Source organism: Streptomyces sp. NPDC101152 (genome assembly GCF_044768275.1).
GTDB lineage: Bacteria > Actinomycetota > Actinomycetes > Streptomycetales > Streptomycetaceae > Streptomyces.
Genome location: NZ_JBIWPO010000024.1, coordinates 107,947 through 128,243 on the forward strand (window position 1 = coordinate 107,947; position 20,297 = coordinate 128,243).

Annotated in this window: 19 protein-coding genes and 2 pseudogenes; 12 read left to right on the top strand and 9 right to left on the bottom strand. The window is 71.3% G+C overall.

The window, feature by feature from the left end; genetic code table 11:
* Window positions 1–4: 4 nt before the first annotated feature.
* Genes ACIRVK_RS27545 through ACIRVK_RS27560 form a run of 4 tightly spaced genes read left to right on the top strand, consistent with a single transcriptional unit; the run spans window position 5 to window position 3,682 of the window.
* The gene (locus ACIRVK_RS27545) at window positions 5–1,288 is read left to right on the top strand and encodes an ABC transporter substrate-binding protein (protein ID WP_404251579.1); all 1,284 of its coding nucleotides are present in this window, start codon (window positions 5–7) and stop codon (window positions 1,286–1,288) included.
* The gene (locus tag ACIRVK_RS27550; RefSeq protein WP_404251581.1) at window positions 1,285–2,229 is read left to right on the top strand and encodes a carbohydrate ABC transporter permease; all 945 of its coding nucleotides are present in this window, start codon (window positions 1,285–1,287) and stop codon (window positions 2,227–2,229) included. Before ACIRVK_RS27545 ends, ACIRVK_RS27550 begins: the two co-directional genes overlap by 4 nt.
* Entirely contained in the window at window positions 2,226–3,092 is an 867-nt protein-coding gene (locus ACIRVK_RS27555) for a carbohydrate ABC transporter permease (RefSeq protein WP_404251583.1), read from the top strand. The genes ACIRVK_RS27550 and ACIRVK_RS27555 overlap by 4 nt, the downstream gene beginning before the upstream one ends.
* A complete protein-coding gene (locus tag ACIRVK_RS27560) occupies window positions 3,089–3,682 on the top strand; it encodes a hypothetical protein (RefSeq protein ID WP_404251585.1) in 594 nt (197 codons plus the stop codon). Before ACIRVK_RS27555 ends, ACIRVK_RS27560 begins: the two co-directional genes overlap by 4 nt.
* A gap of 87 nt (window positions 3,683–3,769) precedes the next feature.
* Here ACIRVK_RS27560 and ACIRVK_RS27565 read toward each other — a convergent pair whose 3' ends face one another.
* Genes ACIRVK_RS27565 through ACIRVK_RS27575 form a run of 3 tightly spaced genes read right to left on the bottom strand, consistent with a single transcriptional unit; the run spans window position 3,770 to window position 5,746 of the window.
* Window positions 3,770–4,576 carry an SAM-dependent methyltransferase gene (locus tag ACIRVK_RS27565; protein WP_404251587.1) on the bottom strand — a complete coding sequence of 269 codons (807 nt, stop codon included), beginning with the start codon at window positions 4,574–4,576 and terminating at the stop codon, window positions 3,770–3,772.
* Window positions 4,577–4,610: 34 nt separating this feature from the next.
* On the bottom strand, window positions 4,611–4,871 hold the full coding sequence (locus ACIRVK_RS27570; protein ID WP_404251589.1) for a DUF397 domain-containing protein: 261 nt from the start codon (window positions 4,869–4,871) through the stop codon (window positions 4,611–4,613).
* Window positions 4,868–5,746, bottom strand: coding sequence for a helix-turn-helix domain-containing protein (locus ACIRVK_RS27575; RefSeq protein ID WP_404251591.1), 879 nt, complete (start codon window positions 5,744–5,746; stop codon window positions 4,868–4,870). The genes ACIRVK_RS27570 and ACIRVK_RS27575 overlap by 4 nt, the downstream gene beginning before the upstream one ends.
* A 236-nt stretch (window positions 5,747–5,982) precedes the next feature.
* Between ACIRVK_RS27575 and ACIRVK_RS27580 the strand changes: the two genes are divergently transcribed.
* The gene (locus ACIRVK_RS27580; RefSeq protein ID WP_404251593.1) at window positions 5,983–6,423 is read left to right on the top strand and encodes an ATP-binding protein; all 441 of its coding nucleotides are present in this window, start codon (window positions 5,983–5,985) and stop codon (window positions 6,421–6,423) included.
* A gap of 29 nt (window positions 6,424–6,452) precedes the next feature.
* On the opposite strand, the gene ACIRVK_RS27585 is transcribed toward ACIRVK_RS27580, so the two are convergent.
* Window positions 6,453–7,706 carry a PP2C family protein-serine/threonine phosphatase gene (locus tag ACIRVK_RS27585; RefSeq protein ID WP_404251595.1) on the bottom strand — a complete coding sequence of 418 codons (1,254 nt, stop codon included), beginning with the start codon at window positions 7,704–7,706 and terminating at the stop codon, window positions 6,453–6,455.
* A 245-nt stretch (window positions 7,707–7,951) separates the two neighbouring features.
* Here ACIRVK_RS27585 and ACIRVK_RS27590 point away from each other — a divergent pair, with 245 nt between their 5' ends.
* Window positions 7,952–8,764, top strand: coding sequence for an SAM-dependent methyltransferase (locus tag ACIRVK_RS27590; RefSeq protein ID WP_404251597.1), 813 nt, complete (start codon window positions 7,952–7,954; stop codon window positions 8,762–8,764).
* 40 nt (window positions 8,765–8,804) lie between these two features.
* On the opposite strand, the gene ACIRVK_RS27595 is transcribed toward ACIRVK_RS27590, so the two are convergent.
* Window positions 8,805–9,848, bottom strand: a complete 1,044-nt coding sequence (locus ACIRVK_RS27595; protein ID WP_404251599.1) for a LacI family DNA-binding transcriptional regulator — start codon at window positions 9,846–9,848, stop codon at window positions 8,805–8,807.
* A 195-nt stretch (window positions 9,849–10,043) separates the two neighbouring features.
* On the opposite strand from ACIRVK_RS27595, the gene ACIRVK_RS27600 reads away from it, so the two are divergent.
* Window positions 10,044–11,099 (top strand): glycoside hydrolase family 5 protein, encoded by a 1,056-nt coding sequence (locus ACIRVK_RS27600; protein ID WP_404251601.1) that lies wholly within the window; start codon window positions 10,044–10,046, stop codon window positions 11,097–11,099.
* Window positions 11,100–11,186: 87 nt separating this feature from the next.
* Here ACIRVK_RS27600 and ACIRVK_RS27605 read toward each other — a convergent pair whose 3' ends face one another.
* Window positions 11,187–11,858, bottom strand: a complete 672-nt coding sequence (locus tag ACIRVK_RS27605) for a LuxR C-terminal-related transcriptional regulator (protein WP_404251603.1) — start codon at window positions 11,856–11,858, stop codon at window positions 11,187–11,189.
* A gap of 103 nt (window positions 11,859–11,961) precedes the next feature.
* Window positions 11,962–13,794 carry a protein kinase gene (locus ACIRVK_RS27610; RefSeq protein ID WP_404251605.1) on the bottom strand — a complete coding sequence of 611 codons (1,833 nt, stop codon included), beginning with the start codon at window positions 13,792–13,794 and terminating at the stop codon, window positions 11,962–11,964.
* A gap of 209 nt (window positions 13,795–14,003) precedes the next feature.
* On the opposite strand from ACIRVK_RS27610, the gene ACIRVK_RS27615 reads away from it, so the two are divergent.
* From ACIRVK_RS27615 to ACIRVK_RS27625, 3 genes and pseudogenes are all read left to right on the top strand, one after another.
* A complete protein-coding gene (locus ACIRVK_RS27615) occupies window positions 14,004–14,504 on the top strand; it encodes a hypothetical protein (RefSeq protein ID WP_404251607.1) in 501 nt (166 codons plus the stop codon).
* Between the two features lie 460 nt (window positions 14,505–14,964).
* On the top strand, window positions 14,965–16,074 hold the full coding sequence (locus ACIRVK_RS27620) for a GNAT family N-acetyltransferase (RefSeq protein ID WP_404251609.1): 1,110 nt from the start codon (window positions 14,965–14,967) through the stop codon (window positions 16,072–16,074).
* A gap of 291 nt (window positions 16,075–16,365) precedes the next feature.
* A pseudogene (locus ACIRVK_RS27625) lies at window positions 16,366–17,076 on the top strand (S1C family serine protease); the annotation flags it as partial.
* A 278-nt stretch (window positions 17,077–17,354) separates the two neighbouring features.
* On the opposite strand, the gene ACIRVK_RS27630 reads toward ACIRVK_RS27625, so the two are convergent.
* Window positions 17,355–17,810 (bottom strand): MarR family winged helix-turn-helix transcriptional regulator, encoded by a 456-nt coding sequence (locus ACIRVK_RS27630; protein ID WP_404251611.1) that lies wholly within the window; start codon window positions 17,808–17,810, stop codon window positions 17,355–17,357.
* Between the two features lie 142 nt (window positions 17,811–17,952).
* Between ACIRVK_RS27630 and ACIRVK_RS27635 the strand changes: the two genes are divergently transcribed.
* Together ACIRVK_RS27635 and ACIRVK_RS27640 are read left to right on the top strand one after the other, a co-directional pair.
* On the top strand, window positions 17,953–18,390 hold the full coding sequence (locus tag ACIRVK_RS27635) for a hypothetical protein (protein ID WP_404251613.1): 438 nt from the start codon (window positions 17,953–17,955) through the stop codon (window positions 18,388–18,390).
* On the top strand, window positions 18,387–19,958 hold the full coding sequence (locus tag ACIRVK_RS27640; RefSeq protein ID WP_404251615.1) for a multicopper oxidase family protein: 1,572 nt from the start codon (window positions 18,387–18,389) through the stop codon (window positions 19,956–19,958). The genes ACIRVK_RS27635 and ACIRVK_RS27640 overlap by 4 nt, the downstream gene beginning before the upstream one ends.
* Before the next feature lie 73 nt (window positions 19,959–20,031).
* Here ACIRVK_RS27640 and ACIRVK_RS27645 read toward each other — a convergent pair.
* Window positions 20,032–20,205 (bottom strand): annotated as a pseudogene (locus tag ACIRVK_RS27645) (IS630 family transposase); the annotation flags it as partial.
* Window positions 20,206–20,297 lie beyond the last annotated feature (92 nt).

Genomic DNA, 20,297 nt, shown 5'->3' on the forward strand with positions numbered 1-20,297 from the left:
CGGCATGCCCGGACACAGGACGAAGGGGTTCTGCGCGTCGGCCGCCGCGCTCGCGTTGTGCGCGGTACTGGCCGGCTGCGGGGGATCCGGTGAGTCGACCGGCGGCGGCAAGGTCGTGCTGCGCTACACGTGGTGGGGCAACCCCGACCGTGCGGCACGCACCGAGCAGGCCGTCGCCCTGTTCGAGAAACAGCACCCGAACGTACGGGTGCAGACGTCGTTCTCCGGCTACGACGCCTACAAGCAGAAGCTCGCCATCCAGGCCACGGGCGGCGACGCCCCCGACGTGATGCAACTCGACTACCGCCAGATCGACCAGTACGCCTCCGGGCACGTCCTGCTCGACCTGGGCAAGGTCAAGGACACCCTGCGCACCGGCGAGATCGACGCGGGCCTGCTCGCCACCGGCCGGGTGAACGGACGGCAGTTCGCCATTCCGCAGGGCCGCGGCACCGAGACCCTGGTCTACGACGTCAAGACGTGGAAGGCGGCCGGAGTGCCGCTGCCCGCCAGGGGCTGGACCTGGACTCAATGGGCCGACGACATGCGGGAGTTGGCCAAGAAGACCGGCAAGCCCGGCGCCACCGACCCGGGCCAGAGCGAGGACGCCTTCGAGGTGCGGCTGCGCGGCCGGGGCAAGGCGCTCTACACCAAGGACAGACGACTCGGCTTCACCGCCGACGATCTGACGACCTGGTGGACGTTCACCGACAAGCTGCGCCGCGAGGGGGCCGTGTCGCCCGCCGAACAGACGACCCAGCTCGACGGCTCTGTGGAGAACACCCCGCTGGGCCGGGGCAAGGCCACCGCCGACTTCAACTGGGACGCCCCGTCCAGCGGTTACGTCGCCCTCGTTCCGACCGGGGTCGCCCTCGCGCCCATGCCGTCCGGCGAGGACGGCACACCGGGCCAGTACTTCAAGCCGTCGATGTTCCTCGGCATCGGTGCCCACACGTCCCATCCGAAGGAGGCCGCCGCCCTCGTGGACTTCCTCCTCAACGACAGCGGCGCCGCGAAGATCCTCGGCGCGACCCGGGGCATCCCGGTCAACGAGACGATCCGTACCCGGACCGCCTCTCAGCTCAAGGACTTCGACAAGACCGTCTCCGACTTCCAGGCATCCCTGGAGGGCTCCCTCAAGGACCCGCCGCAGGCCCCGCCCTCGGGCGACAACGCCCTGCAGACCACCTTCCAGCGCGACTACGACCAGGTGTCGTACCAGCGCATGTCGCCGCGCGAGGCGGCCCAGGACTACGTCACCGAGGCGAAGGCGGAGCTGAGGTCATGACCACCACCGACATCCCCGCACCCGCGCCGGGACGGACCCGGCCCGCCGGCCCGCCGAAGCGCCGCCCCCGGCGTGAACGGCAGGGCGCCGCCTGGGTGTTCCTGTCTCCCTGGGTGCTCGGCGCCACCGTCCTCACCCTGCTGCCGATGGTCGTGTCGCTGTACCTGTCGTTCACCGACTACGACCTGTTCAACCCGCCGCACTGGGTGGGGCTGCGCAACTACGTCCAGATGTTCACCGAGGACCCGCGGTACTGGCGCTCGGTCGTGACGACCCTGACGTACGTCGTCATCGCCGTACCCCTGCAACTCGCCCTCGCCCTCGTCGTCGCGCTGGCCCTGAAGAACATGAGGCACGGCAAGGGCTTCTACCGCTCCGCCTTCTACGCACCCTCCCTGCTCGGCGCCTCCATGTCGATCGCCCTGGTGTGGCGGGCCCTGTTCAACGACGGCGGCACGGTGGACCACCTCTTCGGCACCGGCGGCTGGATCACCAGGCCCGGTTGGGCTCTGCTGGCCATGGCCCTGCTGACGGTGTGGCAGTTCGGGGCGCCGATGGTCATCTTCCTCGCCGGGCTGCAGCAGATACCGGGCGAGCTGTACGAGGCCGCCGCCGTCGACGGGGCCGGGAAATGGCGGCAGTTCGTGTCCGTCACCGTGCCGATGCTGTCCCCGGTGCTCTTCTTCAACCTGGTCCTGCAGATGATCCAGGCCTTCCAGGTTTTCACCCCCGCCTTCGCGGTCAGCGGAGGCAAGGGCGGCCCCGCCGACTCGACCCTCGTCTACACCCTCTACCTCTACGACCGCGGCTTCGTCGCCTCCCACATGGGCTACGCCTCCGCCATGGCCTGGGTGCTGCTGATCGTGATCGGCGCCGTCACGGCGGTGCTGTTCCGCACCTCGCGCTCCTGGGTCTTCTACGCCTCCGAGGGGGACCGATGACCACCGTGTCGACCACCGCCGCCCGCAAGCCCGTCCGCTGGGGACGCGTCGCCGTGCACCTCGGCTGTCTGGCCGCGCTGCTGGTGATGCTCTACCCGCTGGCCTGGCTGCTGGCCACTTCCCTCAAGCCGGCCAACGAGGTCATCGCCAGCCTGAACCTGCTGCCCAGCCACCTGGAGTGGTCCAACTACAAGACCGCCTTCGCGGGCGTGGGCGGCGTCTCCATCTGGCGGCTGCTCGGCAACTCGCTGCTCATCGCGGGCGGCGCGGTCGTCGGCAACGTCGTCAGCTGCTCGCTCGCCGCCTACGCCTTCGCCCGGCTGCGGTTCCGGATGCGTGGCCCGTTGTTCGCCTTCATGATCGCGACGATCATGCTGCCGCACCACGCGGTGCTGATCCCGCAGTACATCATCTTCAACAAGCTCGGCCTGGTGAACACCTACTGGCCGCTGATCCTGCCCAAGTTCCTCGCCACGGAGGCGTTCTTCGTCTTCCTCATCGTGCAGTTCATGCGCGGCCTGCCGCGTGAGCTGGAGGAGGCGGCCCGCATCGACGGCTGCGGCCCCTTCCGCAGTTTCTTCCAGGTGATCCTCCCGCTCACCCGGCCCGCCCTGATCACCACCGCCATCTTCACGTTCATCTGGACGTGGAACGACTTCTTCACACAGCTCATCTACCTCTTCGACCCGGACAAGTTCACCCTCACCCTGGCGCTGCGCTCCTTCGTGGACGCCTCCAGCCAGTCGGCGTTCGGCCCGATGTTCGCCATGTCGGTGATCGCGCTGCTGCCGATCGTGCTGTTCTTCCTCGCCTTCCAGCGGTTCCTGGTGGAGGGCATGGCGAGTTCGGGACTGAAGGGATGAGCGGGATGCGCACCCGGGAGACGGGCGAGGTCTTCGGCCCGCGCATGACCCTCTTCGCCGACGTCCTCAGCGTCGGCCTCGCCACCGCCGTGGCCTGTCTGCCCCTGCTGACCGCACCGGCCGCGCTGTCGACGGCCTGCGCGGTGCTGCGAGGGGCGGGGGAGGACCGACCGGCCACCGCCGGACGGTACTTCGCGCTGCTACGGCGGCGGCTGCGCACCGGCGACCTGGCGGCGGGCGCGCTCGCCCTCGCCGGCGCGCTGCTGTTCGCCGGCGACCTCGCGCTGGCCGGAGCGGGCCTGCCGGGGGCGGCGCTCTTCGCGACCGTGGCCGCCGCCATCGGGGCGACGGCCCTCGTGGTGGGGCTCAGGGCCTGCGGGCGCCCCGAGTCGCTCACCGACTGGCCGGCCGCGGTGCGCGAGGCCGCCCGGGACGCCGTGCGCGACCTGGGCGGCAGCGCCCTGGTGCTCCTCGCCGTGGCGACCGCCGCCCTGTGCGCCTGGATGCTGGTCCCGCTCGCGTTCCTGGCCCCGGGACCGCTGGCGCTGGCGCTCACCGCCGTGGACGTACGGCTCGCCGGCAGCGACTGAGCCCGCCGAGCGGGCGCCCGCACACGACGAGCCCTTCCGTCGGCTTCTGACGGCCGGCGGGAGGGCCCCTGGTGTCGTGCCGGGGGGTTACGGCTTGATGCCCACCCCGGTCCACAGGCTGACCTCGGCGTCCGAGGCCGTCGGCTCGGCGTCCGGGCGCCAGCGGTGGCCGACGGTCACACCGGGGTCGAGCAGGTCGAGCCCGTCGAAGAAACGGGTGACAGCGTCCTTCGAGCGGAACTGCACCGGTGTGCCCGCGCCCGTGTAGATGTCGGTGACCTTCTGCCAGGTGTCCGGGTCGAAGTCGGGCGTGCAGTGGCTCAGGGCCAGCGCGCTGCCCGAAGGGAACACGTCCAGCAGGCGGTTCACGATGCCGTACGGGTCCTGGGCGTCCGTGACGAAGTGCATCAGGGCGTTGAGGGAGAGGGCGACCGGCTGGTCCAGGTCCAGCACCTCGGCCAGTTCGGGAGCGTTGATCAGCGCCTGCGGGTCGTTGACGTCCGCCTCTATGTACGTGGTGCGGCCCTGCGGCGTGCTGCGCATCAGGCGCTCGGCGTACTTCAGCACCAGCGGGTCGTTGTCGGCGTACACCACTCGCGCGTCCGGGACCACGGACTGGGCGACCTGGTGCAGGTTCGGCTCGGTGGGGATACCGGTGCCGATGTCCAGCCACTGGCGGATGCCGTGCTCCTGGGCGAGGACGCGGGTGGCCCGGTGCATGAACGCACGGTTCTCCCGGGCGCAGACGAAGATGCCCGGGTAGGCCGCGGCGACGGTTTCCGCGGCCTGCTTGTCGATGTCGAAGTGGTCCTTGCCGCCCAGATAGTAGTCGTACATGCGGGCGGAGTGCGGCCTGCTGGTGTCGATGTCCCGCGCCGCGGGCGAGTTGGTCATCCTGAACCTTTCAGAGGGGGGTGCGAGGGGGAGGTCAGCCAGTGGTCAGGTGGTCGGCGAGGCCCCGTTTGACCCCCGCGACGAACGCGGCGATCTCCTCGGGGGTGTAGATCAGTGCGGGACCGGCCGGATCGGTCGACTGCCGCAGCGCCACCCGTCCGTCGGCGAGCTGCTTCGTCTGCACGCACTGGCCCCCGTTGGGGCCGCTCCAGGGAGACTCCCAGCCGTGCTCACCGAGGTCGGTGGCGGGCATGCCGTTGTAGACGTCGCAGGCACGGTCGTCGATGGTGGTCATGAGTACTCCTTGCGCATGCGGTTCAGGAGTGCCCTGCTGTGCGCGTCCGAGGTCAGCAGGGACATGCGGTTGTGCGCCTCGAGATGGGCGACCACGTCGGAGCGCTGGTCCAGGTACACGGCACCGGTGAGGAGTTCGGTGTAGACGACGTCCGGAAGCTCGGGCTCCTCGAAACGGAAGTAGGTGTAGGGGGCGCACGCGCCGACGTGGGCGCCCGCGGTGAACGGGACGACGTCGACGCTGACGTGATCCAGCTCCGAGACCTCCAGGAGCCGGTCGATCTGCTCCCGCATCACCTCGGGGCCGCCGACCACCCGGTGCAGCACGGCCTCCTCCAGCACCACCCACAGGGTGGGCGCGTCCGGTCTCTCCAGCAGGCTCTGGCGGCGCAGCCGCAGGTCCACCCGCCGCTCGAGTTCCTCGTCGCCGTCGTTCGGGAAGCCGCCGCCCAGCACGCCGCGCGCGTACCGGCGCGTCTGCAGCAGCCCGGTCACGTAGTGCGGCTCGTACGCGCGCAGCGTCTTCGCGCCGGTCTCCAGGCTCACGTAGGCGCTGAACCAGGTCGGCAGGACGTCACGGTAGGTGTGCCACCAGCCGGGTTCGTTGGCACGCTCGGCGTAGTCGACGAACTCGTCGATCTCCTGCCGGTCGGCCCCGTAGGTCTCCAGCAGCTTCTCGACGTACAGCGGCTTGAGGGCGACCTCGGCCTTCTCCAGGCGGCGGATGGTGAGGGACGTGACCCGCAGGGCCCGTGCCGCGTCGTCCAGCGACACACCCGCGCCCTGACGCCGCTCCTGCAGCCGCCGGCCCAGGATCATGCGCAGAACGGTGGGCGCACTGCTGGTGCCCGCCGCACTCGAACGGCCTTCGTTCACGCCCCTACCTCCTGAAGGTCGGTCACCGGTGCGAGTCTGACAGCGACTTGTTGAGGCGACCAGACGGATACCGGCTTCTTGAAATTATCAGGCAGCCGGTTGCATGTTGAACTTGGATGCGAGCATAGTGAGTTGTGTGACGCGTTATGACGGTCACATGGAACTCTCCGTCCCCCGTCGGCCTGTTGCTCGCCTCGGTTCGCCCGACCGTGCCCGCCCCATGGAAGGCCACCACCGTGTCCCCCCACGCGACTTCCTCCCCCCAGTTGTTAGACGTCGCCGATCCCGAGCAGTCGCACTGGATCGAGCTGCCCTCGCACCGCTCCAGCGTGCGCGTGGCCCGTCGCTCGCTGAACGCCCGGATGACCGGCTGGCTGCTGCCGGGCGAGCTGTGCGCGGACGCCGTGCTGCTGGTGTCCGAACTCGTCACCAACGCCGTCCGGCACACGCTCAGCGCGCGCGTCCTGTGCGGCGTCGGGCTCGTCTCCGAGGGCTGTCTGCGGCTCGAGGTGCACGACCACGACTACTCGGGCCGCGGTCTGCCGCGCTGCGCGCCGGGTCCCGACGACGAGGGCGGTCGCGGACTGCTCCTGGTCGACCAGCTCGCGGACACCTGGGGGGTCGACCGCTCCAGACTCACCGGCGGCAACGCCGTGTGGGCGACTCTGACGGCCTGAGGGCGCCCGGCACGGGGGTCCGGGTGTCCTCAGGCCCTCGGACCGGGGGGCTGGTCCCGTGCGGGTGTCAGTTCGGCGAGCAGGAGGGTGCGGTCGTCCGCGCCCGTCGTGTCGGAGGGGGAGTGCAGGAGGTGCCGGCACAGCGCGGGGAGCGCGTCCGGGGCCGCGGGGGCGTCGGCGGCCGCGTCCAGCCTGCTCGCGAGGCGGGCGATCTCTTGGTCGATGTCGGCGTCGCGGGACTCGACCAGGCCGTCGCTGTAGAGCACCAGCAGGGCCGGTTCCGGCACATCGAGCACGGTCGGTTCGTAGTGATCGGTGCCGAGACCGAGGGGCAGGCCCGCGCCGACGAGCGGGACCGGGGTGCTGCGCCCGTCGGGGCCCCGCAGCAGTGGGGGAGGGTGCCCGGCGCCCACCAGGGTGCAGACGCGTCGGCGCGCGTCCCACTCGGCGTAGATGCAGGTCGCGAAGGAGGCGCCCGGCGTCTCGCAGGCGAGCGCGTCGAGCCGCTGCACGAGCTCGGCCGCCGGGATGTCCAGCGCCGCCAAGGTCCGTACGGCGGTGCGCAGTTGGAGCATCGCCACGGCGGACTCCGGGCCGTGGCCCATGGCGTCCCCGACGATCAGGCTGACCCGTCCGTCCGGCCGCCGCAGGACGTCGTACCAGTCTCCGCCGATCACCGTGTCGGGTCCGGCGGAGAGCGAGCCGTGGGTGACCCGGCAGCCCTCGAACTCGTGCAGCGGGCCCGCGGGCAGGCTGTCGCGGATGGCCAGGGTGGTGCGCCGCTCGTGCTCGTAGCGGCGCGCGTTGTCCAGCGCGACCGAGGCCCGCGCGGCCAGTGCCTCCACGGCCGCCACGTCCGCGGGCAGGAACGTTTCCCGCTTGGGACCGCGGCTGCAGACCACGAAGCCGATCGTCGCCCCCCGCAGCCGCAGCGGCACGATCAGGAAGGACGTCACCGTCAGCAGGTCGTGGACGCGCGCGTCGCCGTTTGCGGAGGCGGTCAGCCGCTGCGAGGTCAGCGTGTCGACCGCGTCGAGCAACTGCGCCTGCCCGGAGGCCAGGGCACGGGCCTGCGGGGTGCCGCGCGGGAAGACGGTCACCTCGCCGACGGGCAGCACGGCCTCCCAGTCCTCGCGCGAGTCCGTCCCCACCCGCAGGGCGAGCCGGTGCGCCTCGATCCGCGGCGGGTCCGCGGTGAGGGTCGCGTTCTCCCCGCGGCGCCAGCGCTCCAGCAGGTAGACCGAGGCCGCGTCGCAGACCCCGGGCGCCAGCGCGTGCGCCAACTGGCTGCCGGTGAGCCGCAGATCGAGGTCGGCGCCGATGACGTCGGCGGCGGGGGAGAAGACCGAACGGCGGGAGACCGGCCGGGCGGTGGGTATGTCGTCGGTACGGCTGCGCGGTTCGTTCCGCAGGGTCGTGCCTTTCCGGGGTGGGGGATCCGGCCGCGCGGCAGGTCAACGGGGGCGCCGTGCGTCATGCGCAACTATATGATGGTCCGTCAAGATCCATTACGGGGAGGTATGTTGTGATGCCCGACAACGCAGGTCAAGAACCCGGAACCGAACCCGACAAGGCCAGCGTGGCGCGCATGTACGACGCCATGCTCGGCGGTCAGCACAACTTCGCCATCGACCGCGAGGCGGTTGCCGCCTTCACCGCCATCGACCCCCAGGTGCGCACCCTGGCCCGGGCCAACCGGGCCTTCCTCGGCCGGGCCGTGCGGTTCCTGGTCGAGTCCGGGGTACGGCAGTTCATCGACCTCGGCTCCGGCATCCCCACCCAGGGCAACGTCCACGAGGTGGCACAGGCCGCCAGTCCCGGCGCCAGAGTCGTCTACGTGGACAGGGACCCGGTGGCCGTCGCCCACAGCGCCTCCCTGCTGTCCGGCAACCCGGACGCGGACATCGTCGACGCCGACATCCGCCGGCCGGCCGAGGTCCTCGCCTCCCCCCTGCTGCGCAAGCTGATCGACTTCGACCAGCCTGTCGCCGTACTGACGGTGGCCATCCTGCACTTCATCACGCCCGAGGAGGACCCGGCCGGCATCATCGCCGCCTTCCGGGACGCCCTGCCCGACGGCAGCTGGCTGGCCCTGTCCCACGCCACGAACGAGGACCGCCCGGACACGGCGGCCGCGGTGGGCCGGCTGTACCGCGCGCGGGCCACCTCCCCGGTCACCGCCCGCTCCCACGACGAGATCCTCGGTCTCTTCACCGGCTTCGACCTGGTGGACCCGGGCCTGGTCCACGTACCCCTGTGGCGCCCGGACCCGACCGACGAGATCCCGGACAACCCCTCGGAGTACTGGGTGTACGCGGGGGTGGGCCGCAAGAGCCCGTGACAGTCCGCTCCACCGGGAACGCGGCCCGTTCCGGGCCGGGTCAGTCGCGTGGTGGGGCCGTGCTGCGTCTGATCACCAGGCTCGTGGGGACCAGATCCGTGCCCGGCCGGGCGTCGCGGGTGCGGATCTGGTCCAGCGCCCCCTGCACACAGCGCCGGCCCACCTCGGCGAAGTCCTGGTGGACCGTGGTCAGCGGTGGGACGAAGTACGCGGCGTCGGCGATGTCGTCGAAGCCGACCACGCTGATGTCCTCGGGTACCCGGACGCCGCGTTCGTGGAAGGCGCGCAGCAGCCCCAGGGCCATCTGGTCGTTGGCGGTGAACACGGCCGTGCAGTCGGGTCGGTCGGCGAGCCGGAGGCCGGCCGCGTAGCCCGACTCCGACGACCAGTCCCCGTGCAGCGGCGGCGGCACCGGACACCCCGCCTCCTCGAGCACCGCACGCCAGGCCTGGGTCCGCCGCTGCCCGGCGAAGGACGTCTCGGGCCCCGTCACGTGCCACACGGTCCGATGGCCGAGGTCGAGCAGGTGCCGTACGGCCTTGCGAGTGCCGTCCGCCTGGTCGGTGTCGACCACGCTGTAGCGGTCACCGGCGTCGGAGTCCACGACCACGACATGCACCCCGGGCGGCAGTTGGACCGTGCCGGTGTCCAGCAGATGGATCTCCATGATGACGATGACGGCGTCGACGGCCAGCTCGCCCATGCGCGTGAAGGCGCCCAGCACGTTGTCCTGGGTCGGGACGTCGATGGGGATCAGGGTGATGGCGTACCCCTCGGCCGCCGCGTGGGTCGCGATCGCCTCCACCGTGCGGCTGTTGCCCGTCGAGGAGAGGCTGAACAGGATCACGCCGATGGTGTTGAACCTGCCGTAACGCAGCGCCCGCGCCGCGCTGTTGGGCCGGTAGCCCAGCTCCCTCATCGCTGCGAGGACCTGCTCCCGGGTCGAACTGATCACCCCGGGATGGCCGTTGGAGACCCGCGAGACCGTCTGCGAGGAGACGCCGGCCAGTTTGGCGACGTCGGCCATGGAGACCCGCTGCTTGCGTCGCCCACCGGGCACGCCGGAGCCACCCCGTTCCACCACTGGTGCCTCCTTCGACCCCTATTCCGCGTCCCGATGCACGGTGCACCGGATGTTACGCGTGGGAAACCTTGACGGCCGCTGGGGCGGGTGTCACGATTCCGGCGCCGCCGAGTTTACGTAAACATGCGAGCCGCGGGCAGCTGATGTTTACGTAAACATGCGGAGCGCCGAGCCACCTCTCGAAAGGGCAAGTCGATGCGCAAGACCCCCACCGGAAACCGTCTCGCCTTCCGGCTGCGCGCCACCGGCGCCGCCGTCGCGATCGCCGCCGTCAGCGGCGCGATGCTGGCCGGCAGCCCCGCCTCCGCCGCCGCGCCGACCGGCACGAGCCAGTTCCGGGGAGTCAACTGGGCCGACCCCCGCGACAACTACGCCGACGACTACCTCCAGCTGTCCGGCCTGTCGACCTCGGACAACTACGCCCGGACGTACGTCAAGTCGAGCCGGATCATCTCGGCCTTCCGCGCGAACCTCGGCGCCAACACCGTCCGGCTGCCCATCAACCCGTACACGGTCAACGGCGCCTACTGGAAGTCGTACCGCGCGGTCATCGACGCCGCCTCGGACCACGGCTTCAAGGTGATCCTGTCCTACTGGGAGGGCACCGGCGCCCAGAAGGACGGCTTCATCGACGACGAGGCCACCTTCTGGCCCATGTGGAAGACCGTGGTCAAGGCCTACAAGCACGACCCGCGCGTCTACTTCGAGCCGATGAACGAGCCGCACGGCTACACCGACGCCCAGTGGGCCGACATCGCCGCCAAGTGGCTGGCGACCTACCCCTCCGTCCCGCGCAACCGCGTCTTCGTCAGCGGCGCCGGCTACAACGACCACGTCACCACGGTCTGCGCCGACCCGCGCCTGAAGGGCACCTACCTCTCCCTGCACCACTACGGCTTCTGGAAGAGCTACGCCACCTACGACCAGTGGGTGGCCGACCTCAAGGAGCGCCTCGGGGACTGCGCGAACCGCACGGTCGCGGACGAGTTCGGCGCCGAGATGACGACGGGCCTGAACTACAACGTGCCGACGCCGTCGAGCAACCCGATCAACTTCATCCAGGCCGACACCGACACCTTCCGTAAGCTCGGCATGGGTTCCGTGTACTGGCCGGGTCTGCGCACCGACGACATCTACTCGATGCAGAAGCTGACCGGTCCCACCGACCGTCCGTGGCTGGAGACCACCAACCAGTCCGGCGCCGACCGCCTGGCCTGGGGCTGGGGCCGCGGCAGGCCCGTCAAGTCCTGACCCGCTCCTCGCCCCGACGGCCGATTGCGCCCGGCCGTCGGGGCGAGGCCTGTCAGCCGCCTTCTTCGCACGGCTGAGTCCGGGGCGTCAGGCCGCGGCGGGCTGCACCAGCCCGGACTCGTAGGCGAAGACGACCGCCTGCACCCGGGCGCGGGCGCCGATCTTCGCGAGGATATGGCTGACGTGCGACTTGACGGTCGTCGGCGCGATGGAAAGGCGCTCGCCGATCTCGGCGTTGGACCAGCCGGAGGCCACGGCGGTGAGGATGTCCCGCTCGCGTTCGGTCAGCGCGTGCAGTTCCACCTCCCGGGTGAGCCGGCGGACGGGCTGCTGCCGGACGGCGTCGATGAGGGCCCGGGTCAGACCGGGGGTGATGACGGCGTCGCCGGTCGCCACGACCCGGACGGCGGCGGCCAGTTCCTCGGGTGTGGCGTCCTGCAGCAGGAAGCCCCCCGCTCCGGCGCGCAGGGCGGCGTAGGAGTGCGTCTCGCTGCTGGTGGGGGTGAGGACCAGGACCCGCGGCCGGCGTTCGCCGGGCAGCGCCGGGCGGGTGATGCTGCGGATGGCGTCGATGCCGTCCGCGTCGGAGACACGGCTGCCCATGACGACGACGTCCGGTTGGAGTTCGGCGCTCAGCCGCGCCGCGTCGAGCGGGTCCGCCGACTCGCCGACGACGGTGATGTCGGGCTCGGCCGCGAGGAGCATCCGGAGGCCGAGGCGCTGCAGGGTCTGGTCATGGACGACGAGTACGGAGGTCATGGCGTGCTCTCCTCTGAACGAAACCGTTTCGTTCACGTGTGAGTCAGCATAGTCCCGTCCTTATCGAAACGGCAGCGTGTCGCTTGTGGTGTGGGTCACGCGCTCAGTCGGTTGCGCGCAGGGCGCTCCACGTCTCGTGGCCGACGACTCCGTCGACCGACAGCCCCTTGTTGCTCTGGAAGGTTTCGACGGCGGACTGGGTGGCCTGGCCGAACCGGCCGTCCACGCCGTCGCTGCCCAGGTCGTATCCGCGCTTGCTCAGCATGCACTGCGCCTGGAGGACCTTCTTCCCGCTGTCGCCCTCGCTGGTGCGGCCGTTGCCGTTGTAGTACGTGCAGTCGGAGATCCACGGCGGGGTCGCGGGTTCGGAGGGCGCGCCGGTCACGGGACCGGTCGCCTGGCCCGTCGGGGTGGGCGCGCCGGCGGAGGCCGACGCATGGCCGCCCGGGTGCGCGCCGGCCGCCGAGTGGGAGGCCGAGGGCTGCTTCGCGCCAGGGGAGTCGGCGGTCCTCGCCGTTCCGCCGTCGACGCTCTTGCCGGAGGTGGACGTGGAGGCCGCGGCGCCGGACACCGGCGCGACGGCACCGCCGGACAGGGTGCCGGCCATCGTCGTACCGGACCCCGGAAGGGTCGACGGCGGATCTCCGTGACCAGGGTCGAGTGCGAGGATCCCCGCGGCCGTCACACAGAGCACGACACCCGCCGCGACGGCCAGCAGCGGCTTGTGCGCGGCCCGCAAGCGCGTCTCCCGAGCGGCCGCCGGCTCGGCGGCGGACTCGGGCCGGGGTGGGACCGGCTGGTGCGGCTGTGCGCTCTGGGGAGGCGGGACGGGCGAGCTTGGCTGCGCGGCCGGGGAAGGCGAGGCCGGCAAGTCCGCCGGCTGCGCGGCAGCGGGAGGCGGGCTCGGCTGGTTCGGCTGTTCCGCCGGGAGAGGCGGGAGCGCCGGCACGCGGCCGTCCGCCGTGCGTAAACGGGCGGCAGGGAGCCGGCACAGCGCCTCGTACGCCGCTTGCCGGGCGAGCACCCGGCCGGCCAACGGCTCGGGCCAGTCGGCCGGTTCGCCGTGCGTCGCGGCCGCCTCGACCAAGTCGTGGGGCGCGGGCCGCCGTTCCGGTTCCTTGACCAGACAGGCGGACAGCAGCGCGGCCAGTTCCGGGTCCCGGGAGGCGACCTCCCCGAGCAGTTCGGTGCTCGGCTCCTCGAAGGCGACCCGGTGCATGACGTCGACGCCGGTCCCGTCGCCGAACGGAGCGTGCCCGGTCGCCGCGTAGACCAGCGTCCCGGCGAGGGAGAACACGTCCGAGGCGGTGTCGCACGTCCCGGTCCGCAGATGCTCGGGCGACATGTAGGCGGGCGTGCCCACCCGGTTGCCCGTGCCGGTGAGGGCGCTCGCGTCGACGGCCTTCGACAGACCGAAGTCGATCACATGGGCGCCGCGGACGGACAGCAGCACGTTGGAGGGCTTCAGATCGCGGTGCACGATCCCCGCCGCGGAGAGGTCGACGAGCGCGTGCCCCAGCTCCGCCACCAGCCGCCACACCGCCACGGTCGGCAGGGCCCCGCCCTCGCGTACGGCGTCGGCCAGGTCCAGGCCCGGGAGGTACTCGGTGGCCATCCACAGCAGTTCGTCCGCGAAGCCCGTCCCGCACAGCCTGGGCGTGCGCGGCGTGCGGACCAGGTCGTGCACCGAGGCCTCGCGTTCGAACCGGCGCCGGAACCCGTGGTCGTCCGCGTACTCCGGCCTGATCACCTTCACCGCGACCAGACCGGGATCGCCGTCCACGGCCCGGGCGAGATAGACCCGCCCCATGCCACCGCTGCCCAGCAGCGCCAGTGGCACGTAGGGGCCGATGCGCCGCGGGTCGCCCCGGTGCAGGGGCGCGGCGCCGGACTGCCGCAGCACGGTCGCCTCGTCCGGCGTCGGGTCCAATGGCACCGGCCGGTGTTCTGACACGAGTCCCCCGAAGTGATGTTCGCCGTATACCAGTTCGCCTGTGAAGGGAAGACGAGGCTAACGCAGCGACGGCGTGAAGACAGCCTTTCGATCACTTCCGTCACACGGGTCGTCGCGACCGGTGAACAACGGCCGCTGTTGATCCGTACCCCCGGGCAGAGCAGCTCGGGTTGGCGGATACGGAGAACCACGTGGCACTGCAGTCACCGCGACGACGCACAGGACGCATCCCGCCCACCGCCCGCCTGGTACGCGGCGCCACCCTGGCCGGCAGCCTGGCCCTGCTGCCGCTGGCCGCGGCCTGCACGGGGGAGGGGGACGACACTACGGAGCGGAGCAGGACGGCGGTGACGGCCGCACCCGAGGCCGGAGTCGTGGCCCCGGCGAAGGTGGAGGTGATCGCGGGGCTGATCGGCTGCGCCGAGCCCAGGATCCGGGTCGACGCGGAGGAACTGCGCCAGGGCGTGTGCCACACGAAGCAGGCCGACCGCGTCATCACCACGTTCCCCGAGGAGAAGTACAAGCTCGCCTGGCTCGACGCCGCCGCCGGCTATGGCGGCAAGCACCTGGTCGGCACACGCTGGGTGGTCAGCGCCAAGCCGGAGCTGCTGGAGGGCTTCCGCAGGAAGCTGGGCGGCGAGATCCAGGAACTCCCCGGCTTCGGGCCGAGGGCGGAACCCAGCGCGAAGTGAGGGCTCAGTCGATCAGCGCGGAGATGATCCGGGACGTCCTGACCCGCGTGAAGGCCGCGGACCTGTCCTGACCGCGTGACCGGCACCGCAGCGTTCAGGTGTGCGCCGATCTGGCCGGATATCGGCGCGGACCGCACGTCCTCCTGCGTACCGTCGCCGGCCACGGGAACCTGCGAGCCGGTGTCAGGCGTCTTTCGGGGCGTGGGCGGTCTTGACAACATGCGTACTGTTTCGCGACGTTTGATCCTCGCCGGGCAGTTCGGAACTTGGGGGGCAATCGCGGAACGAGCGTGTACACGGCGTGGAATCGGCTGATACTCAATGAAGTACGACGCGGACTGCGCGTCACGGGGGGAGCGGTCGCCGATGCGATCCGACAACTGGGGGTCACACGCCCTTCCGGCCTGCGCCGCGGCCGGCACGTTCCTCGCGGAACCCGTGGAAGGGCGGTTGATCTGACGTGGATGTCACGGTCCACAGAGTCGACGAGCTGAACGCATCGCTCCGGGAGGCGTGGCACCGGGCGATGGACGAGTCGCCCGAGTACTCCAACCCCTTTCTGGCCCCGGAGTTCGCCCTCGGCATCGGCAGGTACCGCTCCGGCACCCGCGTCGGCGTCCTGCGCGAGAACGGCACACCGGTCGGCTTCCTCCCCTTCGAGCGCAACGCCGTGGGCGTGGGCAGGGCCATCGGCCTGGGTCTGTCCGACTGCCAGGCTCTCGTGCACCGCCCCGGCGTCGCCTGGGACGCCCAGGAGCTGCTGAAGGCCTGCGGTCTGTCGATCTTCGAGTTCGACCACCTGGTCGCGGAACAGAAGCCCTTCGGCCGGTACATCACGGGGACCTTCGCGTCGCCGGTGGTCGACCTCAAGCCCGACCCCAGCGGCTACGCGCAGTGGCTGCGCGGCGCTTACCCGGGGCACGCCAAGACCACACTGAAGAAGGAGCGCCGGCTGGGCCGCGATGTCGGCGAGGTGCGGTTCGAGTTCGACGAGCGCGACCCGCGGATGCTGCGCCGGCTCATGCAGTGGAAGTCCGCCCAGTACCGCAGAACCGGGCGGATGGACCGGTTCGCCCGGCCCTGGATCGTTGATCTGGTCAACCATCTCTTCCAGGTCCGCGAGGAGCACTTCACCGGCGTGCTCTCCGTCCTCTACGCAGGCGACCGGCCGGTGGCCGCCCATTTCGGGCCGAGATCCCGTACGGTCCTCGCCGCCTGGTTCACCGCCTACGACCCCGAACTCCACCGCTACTCGCCGGGCCTGATGATGCATCTGCGCACCGCCGAGGCGGCCGCCCGCAACGGGGTGACGCTCCTGGACCTGGGGCGCGGCGACAAGGAGTACAAGGACTGGCTCAAGACGCGCGAACTGCGGGTGGCCGAAGGATTCGCCAGCCGCCCGCACCCCGTCGCGGCCGCCCACCGGCTGTGGCGGCGACCCGTGCGGGGCCTGCGCAACACGGTCAACGCCCACCCCGAGCTACGCACCCCGGCCGACCGCCTGCTGAGGACGGTCGGCACCCTGCGCAGCCGGGCGGAGGCGGGCGTCAAGGGGCCTCACACCCGCTGAACCCGTCACGCCCGGGCCCGGTGTCAGCCCGCAGCGAAGTCCGGACCGCTCACGGATGCATGGGTGTAAGCATGTAATCCGAACCCTGGGGCGCGTGGGAAAGCCCCTGGGCCGGCGGAAATGTCGACTCGTGGCCGAGACACTCTCCGGGCCCGACCGCTCCCATGAGGAGCAGGCCGCGCTCGACTCCCACTCCCGGATCGTCACCTCGGTCGCCGCCGAGCTCACCCCCAAGGTGGCCGCCCTCAACGTCGCGCACCGGCGCTCCCGGGGGCGCTTCGTGGTCGGCACGGTTGCGCGGTGGTGTTCACCGACGACGGCTTCCTGCTCACGAACGCGCACGTCGTCGGCCATTCCGACGCCGGTACGGCATCCTTCGCCGACGGCACCACCACCCCCTTCCACGTCATCGGCGCCGATCCGCTGTCCGACCTCGCCGTGGTCCGGGCCGACGGGCCCACCCCGCCCCCGGTCCGTCTGGGCGAGGCCGACGCGCTGCGGGTGGGGCAGCTGGTCGTGGCGGTCGGCAACCCGCTCGGCCTGGCCGGCAGCGTCACCGCCGGCGTGGTCAGCGCCCTGGGCCGCTCCCTGCCGACCAGCCCGGGAACCGCGACCCGTGTCGTCGACGACGTCGTCCAGACCGACGCCAACCTGCACCCCGGCAGCCCCGGCGGAGCCCTGGCCACGGCCGACGGCGCTGTCGTCGGCGTCAACACCGCCACCGCCGACGTCGGCCTCGGCCTCGCCATTCCCGTGAACGCCACCAGCCGCAGGATCATCGCCGCCCTGTTTTCCACGGGCCGGGTCCGCCGCGCCTACCTCGGCGTCGCCGGCACCCCGGCCCCGCCGCCGCCGGCCCTCCAGGCCCGTACCGGCGCCCGCACCGGCCTGCGCGTCGTCGAGGTCGTCCCCGCCTCCCCCACAGATGCGTCATCCGCCGTTCGGCGAGATCAAGACGGCCCTTATGCCGAACCCGCGCGAGGACACCTGCCATACCGTTGAGAAACCTCGCCGAGACGGCAAGCAACGCCTTGCGCGCCCGCCGCGCGCCCCGAAGTTACTGACTTCGGCTCGTCAGGATGAACTCTCTCGGAGTGCCTGATAGGGCCGGGTCGTGGCTGTATCCGTGGTGTTTGAGGTATGCGGATGGGGATGGGCTGACTCCTGCAGGACGTCAGCGCCGGGAGACCGCACCGATATGCGGCTCCGCTGCGTGGGCGCGAAGCCCCACCGGCCCGCGGGTTCATCACCGTGCTTCCGGCGGCGCGCTTGGCGCTGCGTCAGGCTTCTGGGGCCGCGATGAAGCGTTCCAGCAGGGTGCACAGCAGGTCCTGGTCGCCCTCGTCCATGTGGTCGAGGAGCCGTGCGGCCACGTCGTCGGCGACGGCGGACGCCTTGGCGAACAGGGCCGTGCCCTGTTCGGTGATCTCGACGGCGTAGGCGCGGCGGTCGGTGGGTGAGGGGCGGCGTACGGCCAGGCCGCGGGTCTCCAGGTCGTCGACGGTGCGCACCATCGAGGACTTGTCGCTGCCGGTGAGGTCGATGAGCCGGCGCTGGCTGAGCGGTCCGTGCAGGTCCAGGTTGAGCAGGACGCCGTAGTGACGGCCCTCGATGCCCAGGGGGCGCAGGGCGTCGGTGAAGGTGTGGGCGGCGCGCCGCTGGGCGCGGCGGAGCAGCGGACCGACGCGGACCCTGCCGGAGCCGGGTGGGCGCGGGGTGGAGTCGGGCGTGTTCATCGGCATCAGCATAGGGCAAGGTGAGATTGGTTCCCATGAGATAGTCCCATGTGGCACTATCTCAAGCATGCCTAAATCGATTGCGCCCGCCTCGCCTCCGGTCCAGGCGGCGCCCCCACCCGCAAACGACGGACGTCCTCCCTTGCGGCGCTGGGCCCTGATGCTCTTCCGGACGGTGGTGACCTGCGAGGCCGTCCTCGCTCTGGGGCAGGCGGTCCTGGCCGGAAGCTTCCTGTCCGGTCACTACGCGGCCCTCGACCTGCACGCGCTCAACGCCTCCGCCACCGGGCTCACCGCCGTCGCGCAGACCGCGGCCGCGCTGCTGCTGTGGCGGCCGGGCGGCGGACCGGGCTGGCCGGCCCTGGCTTCCGTCGCGCTCTTCGGCGCGGAGGCCGGGCAGATAGCCATGGGGTACGGGCGAGTGCTCGCCGTCCATGTCCCGCTGGGCGTGGCAATCATCGCCTGCACCTTCCTGATGCTGGTCCGTGCCTGGCGCCCGGCGGCCGCATGGACCCCGTCCCCCCGTATCGAGGGCGCCGGGCGTAGTGAGGGCTCCGCCGCCGAGGAGGGGTCCGCATGACCGGCGGCATCACCAGGCGCCGACTCCTCGCAGCGGCGGCCGTGGGCGGCGGCGCGCTCACCGCGGGCGGTTGGGCCGTGGCGGGAGGGGTGCTGACGTACGGTCAGCCGGGGCTGCTGCTGCGCAGCCGGGCCCCGCTGCCGAGGCCGTACGAGGTGCCGCTGCCCGTGCCGTCCGTGCTCGCACCGGTCAGCACGGGCGGCGCGGCGGACGTATACGAGATCACCCAGCGGCCGGCGCGGCTGAGGATCCTGCCCGGTCTGGAGACCGACGCCTGGACCTATGACGGGACGTTCCCGGGGCCGACCATCGTGTCCCGTTCCGGACGCCGGACGGTGGTGCGGCACCGCAACGAGCTGCCCCGTCCGACCGTGGTCCATCTGCACGGCGGGCACACCCCGTACGGCAGCGACGGCTACCCGACCGCGCTGATCCTGCCTCACAACAACACGGCAGGCACGGACAGGATGCCGGGCATGCCCGGGGCCGGCGGCGCGCAGGACACCGCCTCCGGGCAGCGCACGTACACGTACCCGATGAAGCAGCGGGCCGCGACCCTCTGGTACCACGACCACCGCATGGGCTTCACCGGACCGAACGTCTGGCACGGGCTCGCCGGGTTCCACCTGGTCCACGACGACGAGGAGGAGGCCCTGCCCCTGCCTGCCGGGGAGCGCGACATCCCGCTGCTGATCGCCGACCGGTCCTTCGCCGCCGACGGCTCCTTCCAGTACCCGGCGCTCGATGCCGGACAGCGCACGGCGGGCGTCACCGACCCGTACATGGACGGTGTCCTGGGCGACGTCATCCTGGTCAACGGGGCGCCCTGGCCTGTGCTCGAAACCCAGCGCCTGCGCTACCGGCTGCGGCTGCTCAACGGCTCCAACGCCCGCCGCTACCGACTGGCGCTCGACCCCGCGCCGCCGGGCGGCGGCGCTCTGGTGCAGATAGGCGGCGACGGGGGCCTGCTGGAGCGGCCGCTCGCGCACGACACCCTGGACATCACCCCAGGCGAACGCTTCGACGTGGTCGTCGACTTCGCCCGCTACCGGCCCGGCACCCGGGTGCGGCTGGTCAACCGCCTGGGCAGCGGTGGCACGGCGGTCGTCATGCGGTTCGACGTCTCCGGTGCCCGGCCTCCGGCCGACGACTCCCGTGTACCGGACCGGCTCTCGGCGATCCCCGCGCCACGGGCCGAGCAGGCCGCAGCGACCCGTACCTTCCACTTCCAGCGGCGGGGCGGATCAGGATGGACCATCAACGGCCGCCCCTACGCGCCCGGCAGACCGCTGGCGACCGTCCGCCTCGGCACCACCGAGGTCTGGCGGTTCGTTACCGACTTCCACCACCCCGTGCACCTGCACCTGAACCACTTCCAGGTGACTGCCCGCAACGGCGGGTCGCCCGGACCGTACGACGCGGGCTGGAAGGACACCGTGGATCTGCGTCCCGCCGAGTCCGTGGAGATCGTCACGCGCTTCACCGACTACCCGGGGCGGTTTCTGCTGCACTGCCACAACCTTGAGCACGAGGACATGGCGATGATGGCCGACTTCGTCACGGAGTGAACCAGAAGACCTCGCGCCGATCACGCAGCTCCGCGGCCAACTACTAACCTCGGTGTTCACTGACATCGGTTCGTCAGGGTGATGCCGGGTCATCGAGGGTCAGGCCGGTGCCCGTTGTGAAGCCGTCGAGGGTGGCGGACCGGTACTGAAGTCGTTTGAGCCGGTTGCGGACCAGGGTTTCGAGCCGGTCTAGGGCGACCACGGCGAGGTTGGCCAGGCTGCGCTTGACGTGTGCCCATACCCACTCAGTCTGCTTGTCACAGTGCAGGGTGCGATGGACAACGGGGTATGGACGCGCCGATTATCAGCAGTGAGGGCCTGTTGCGGCTGGTCGAGTTG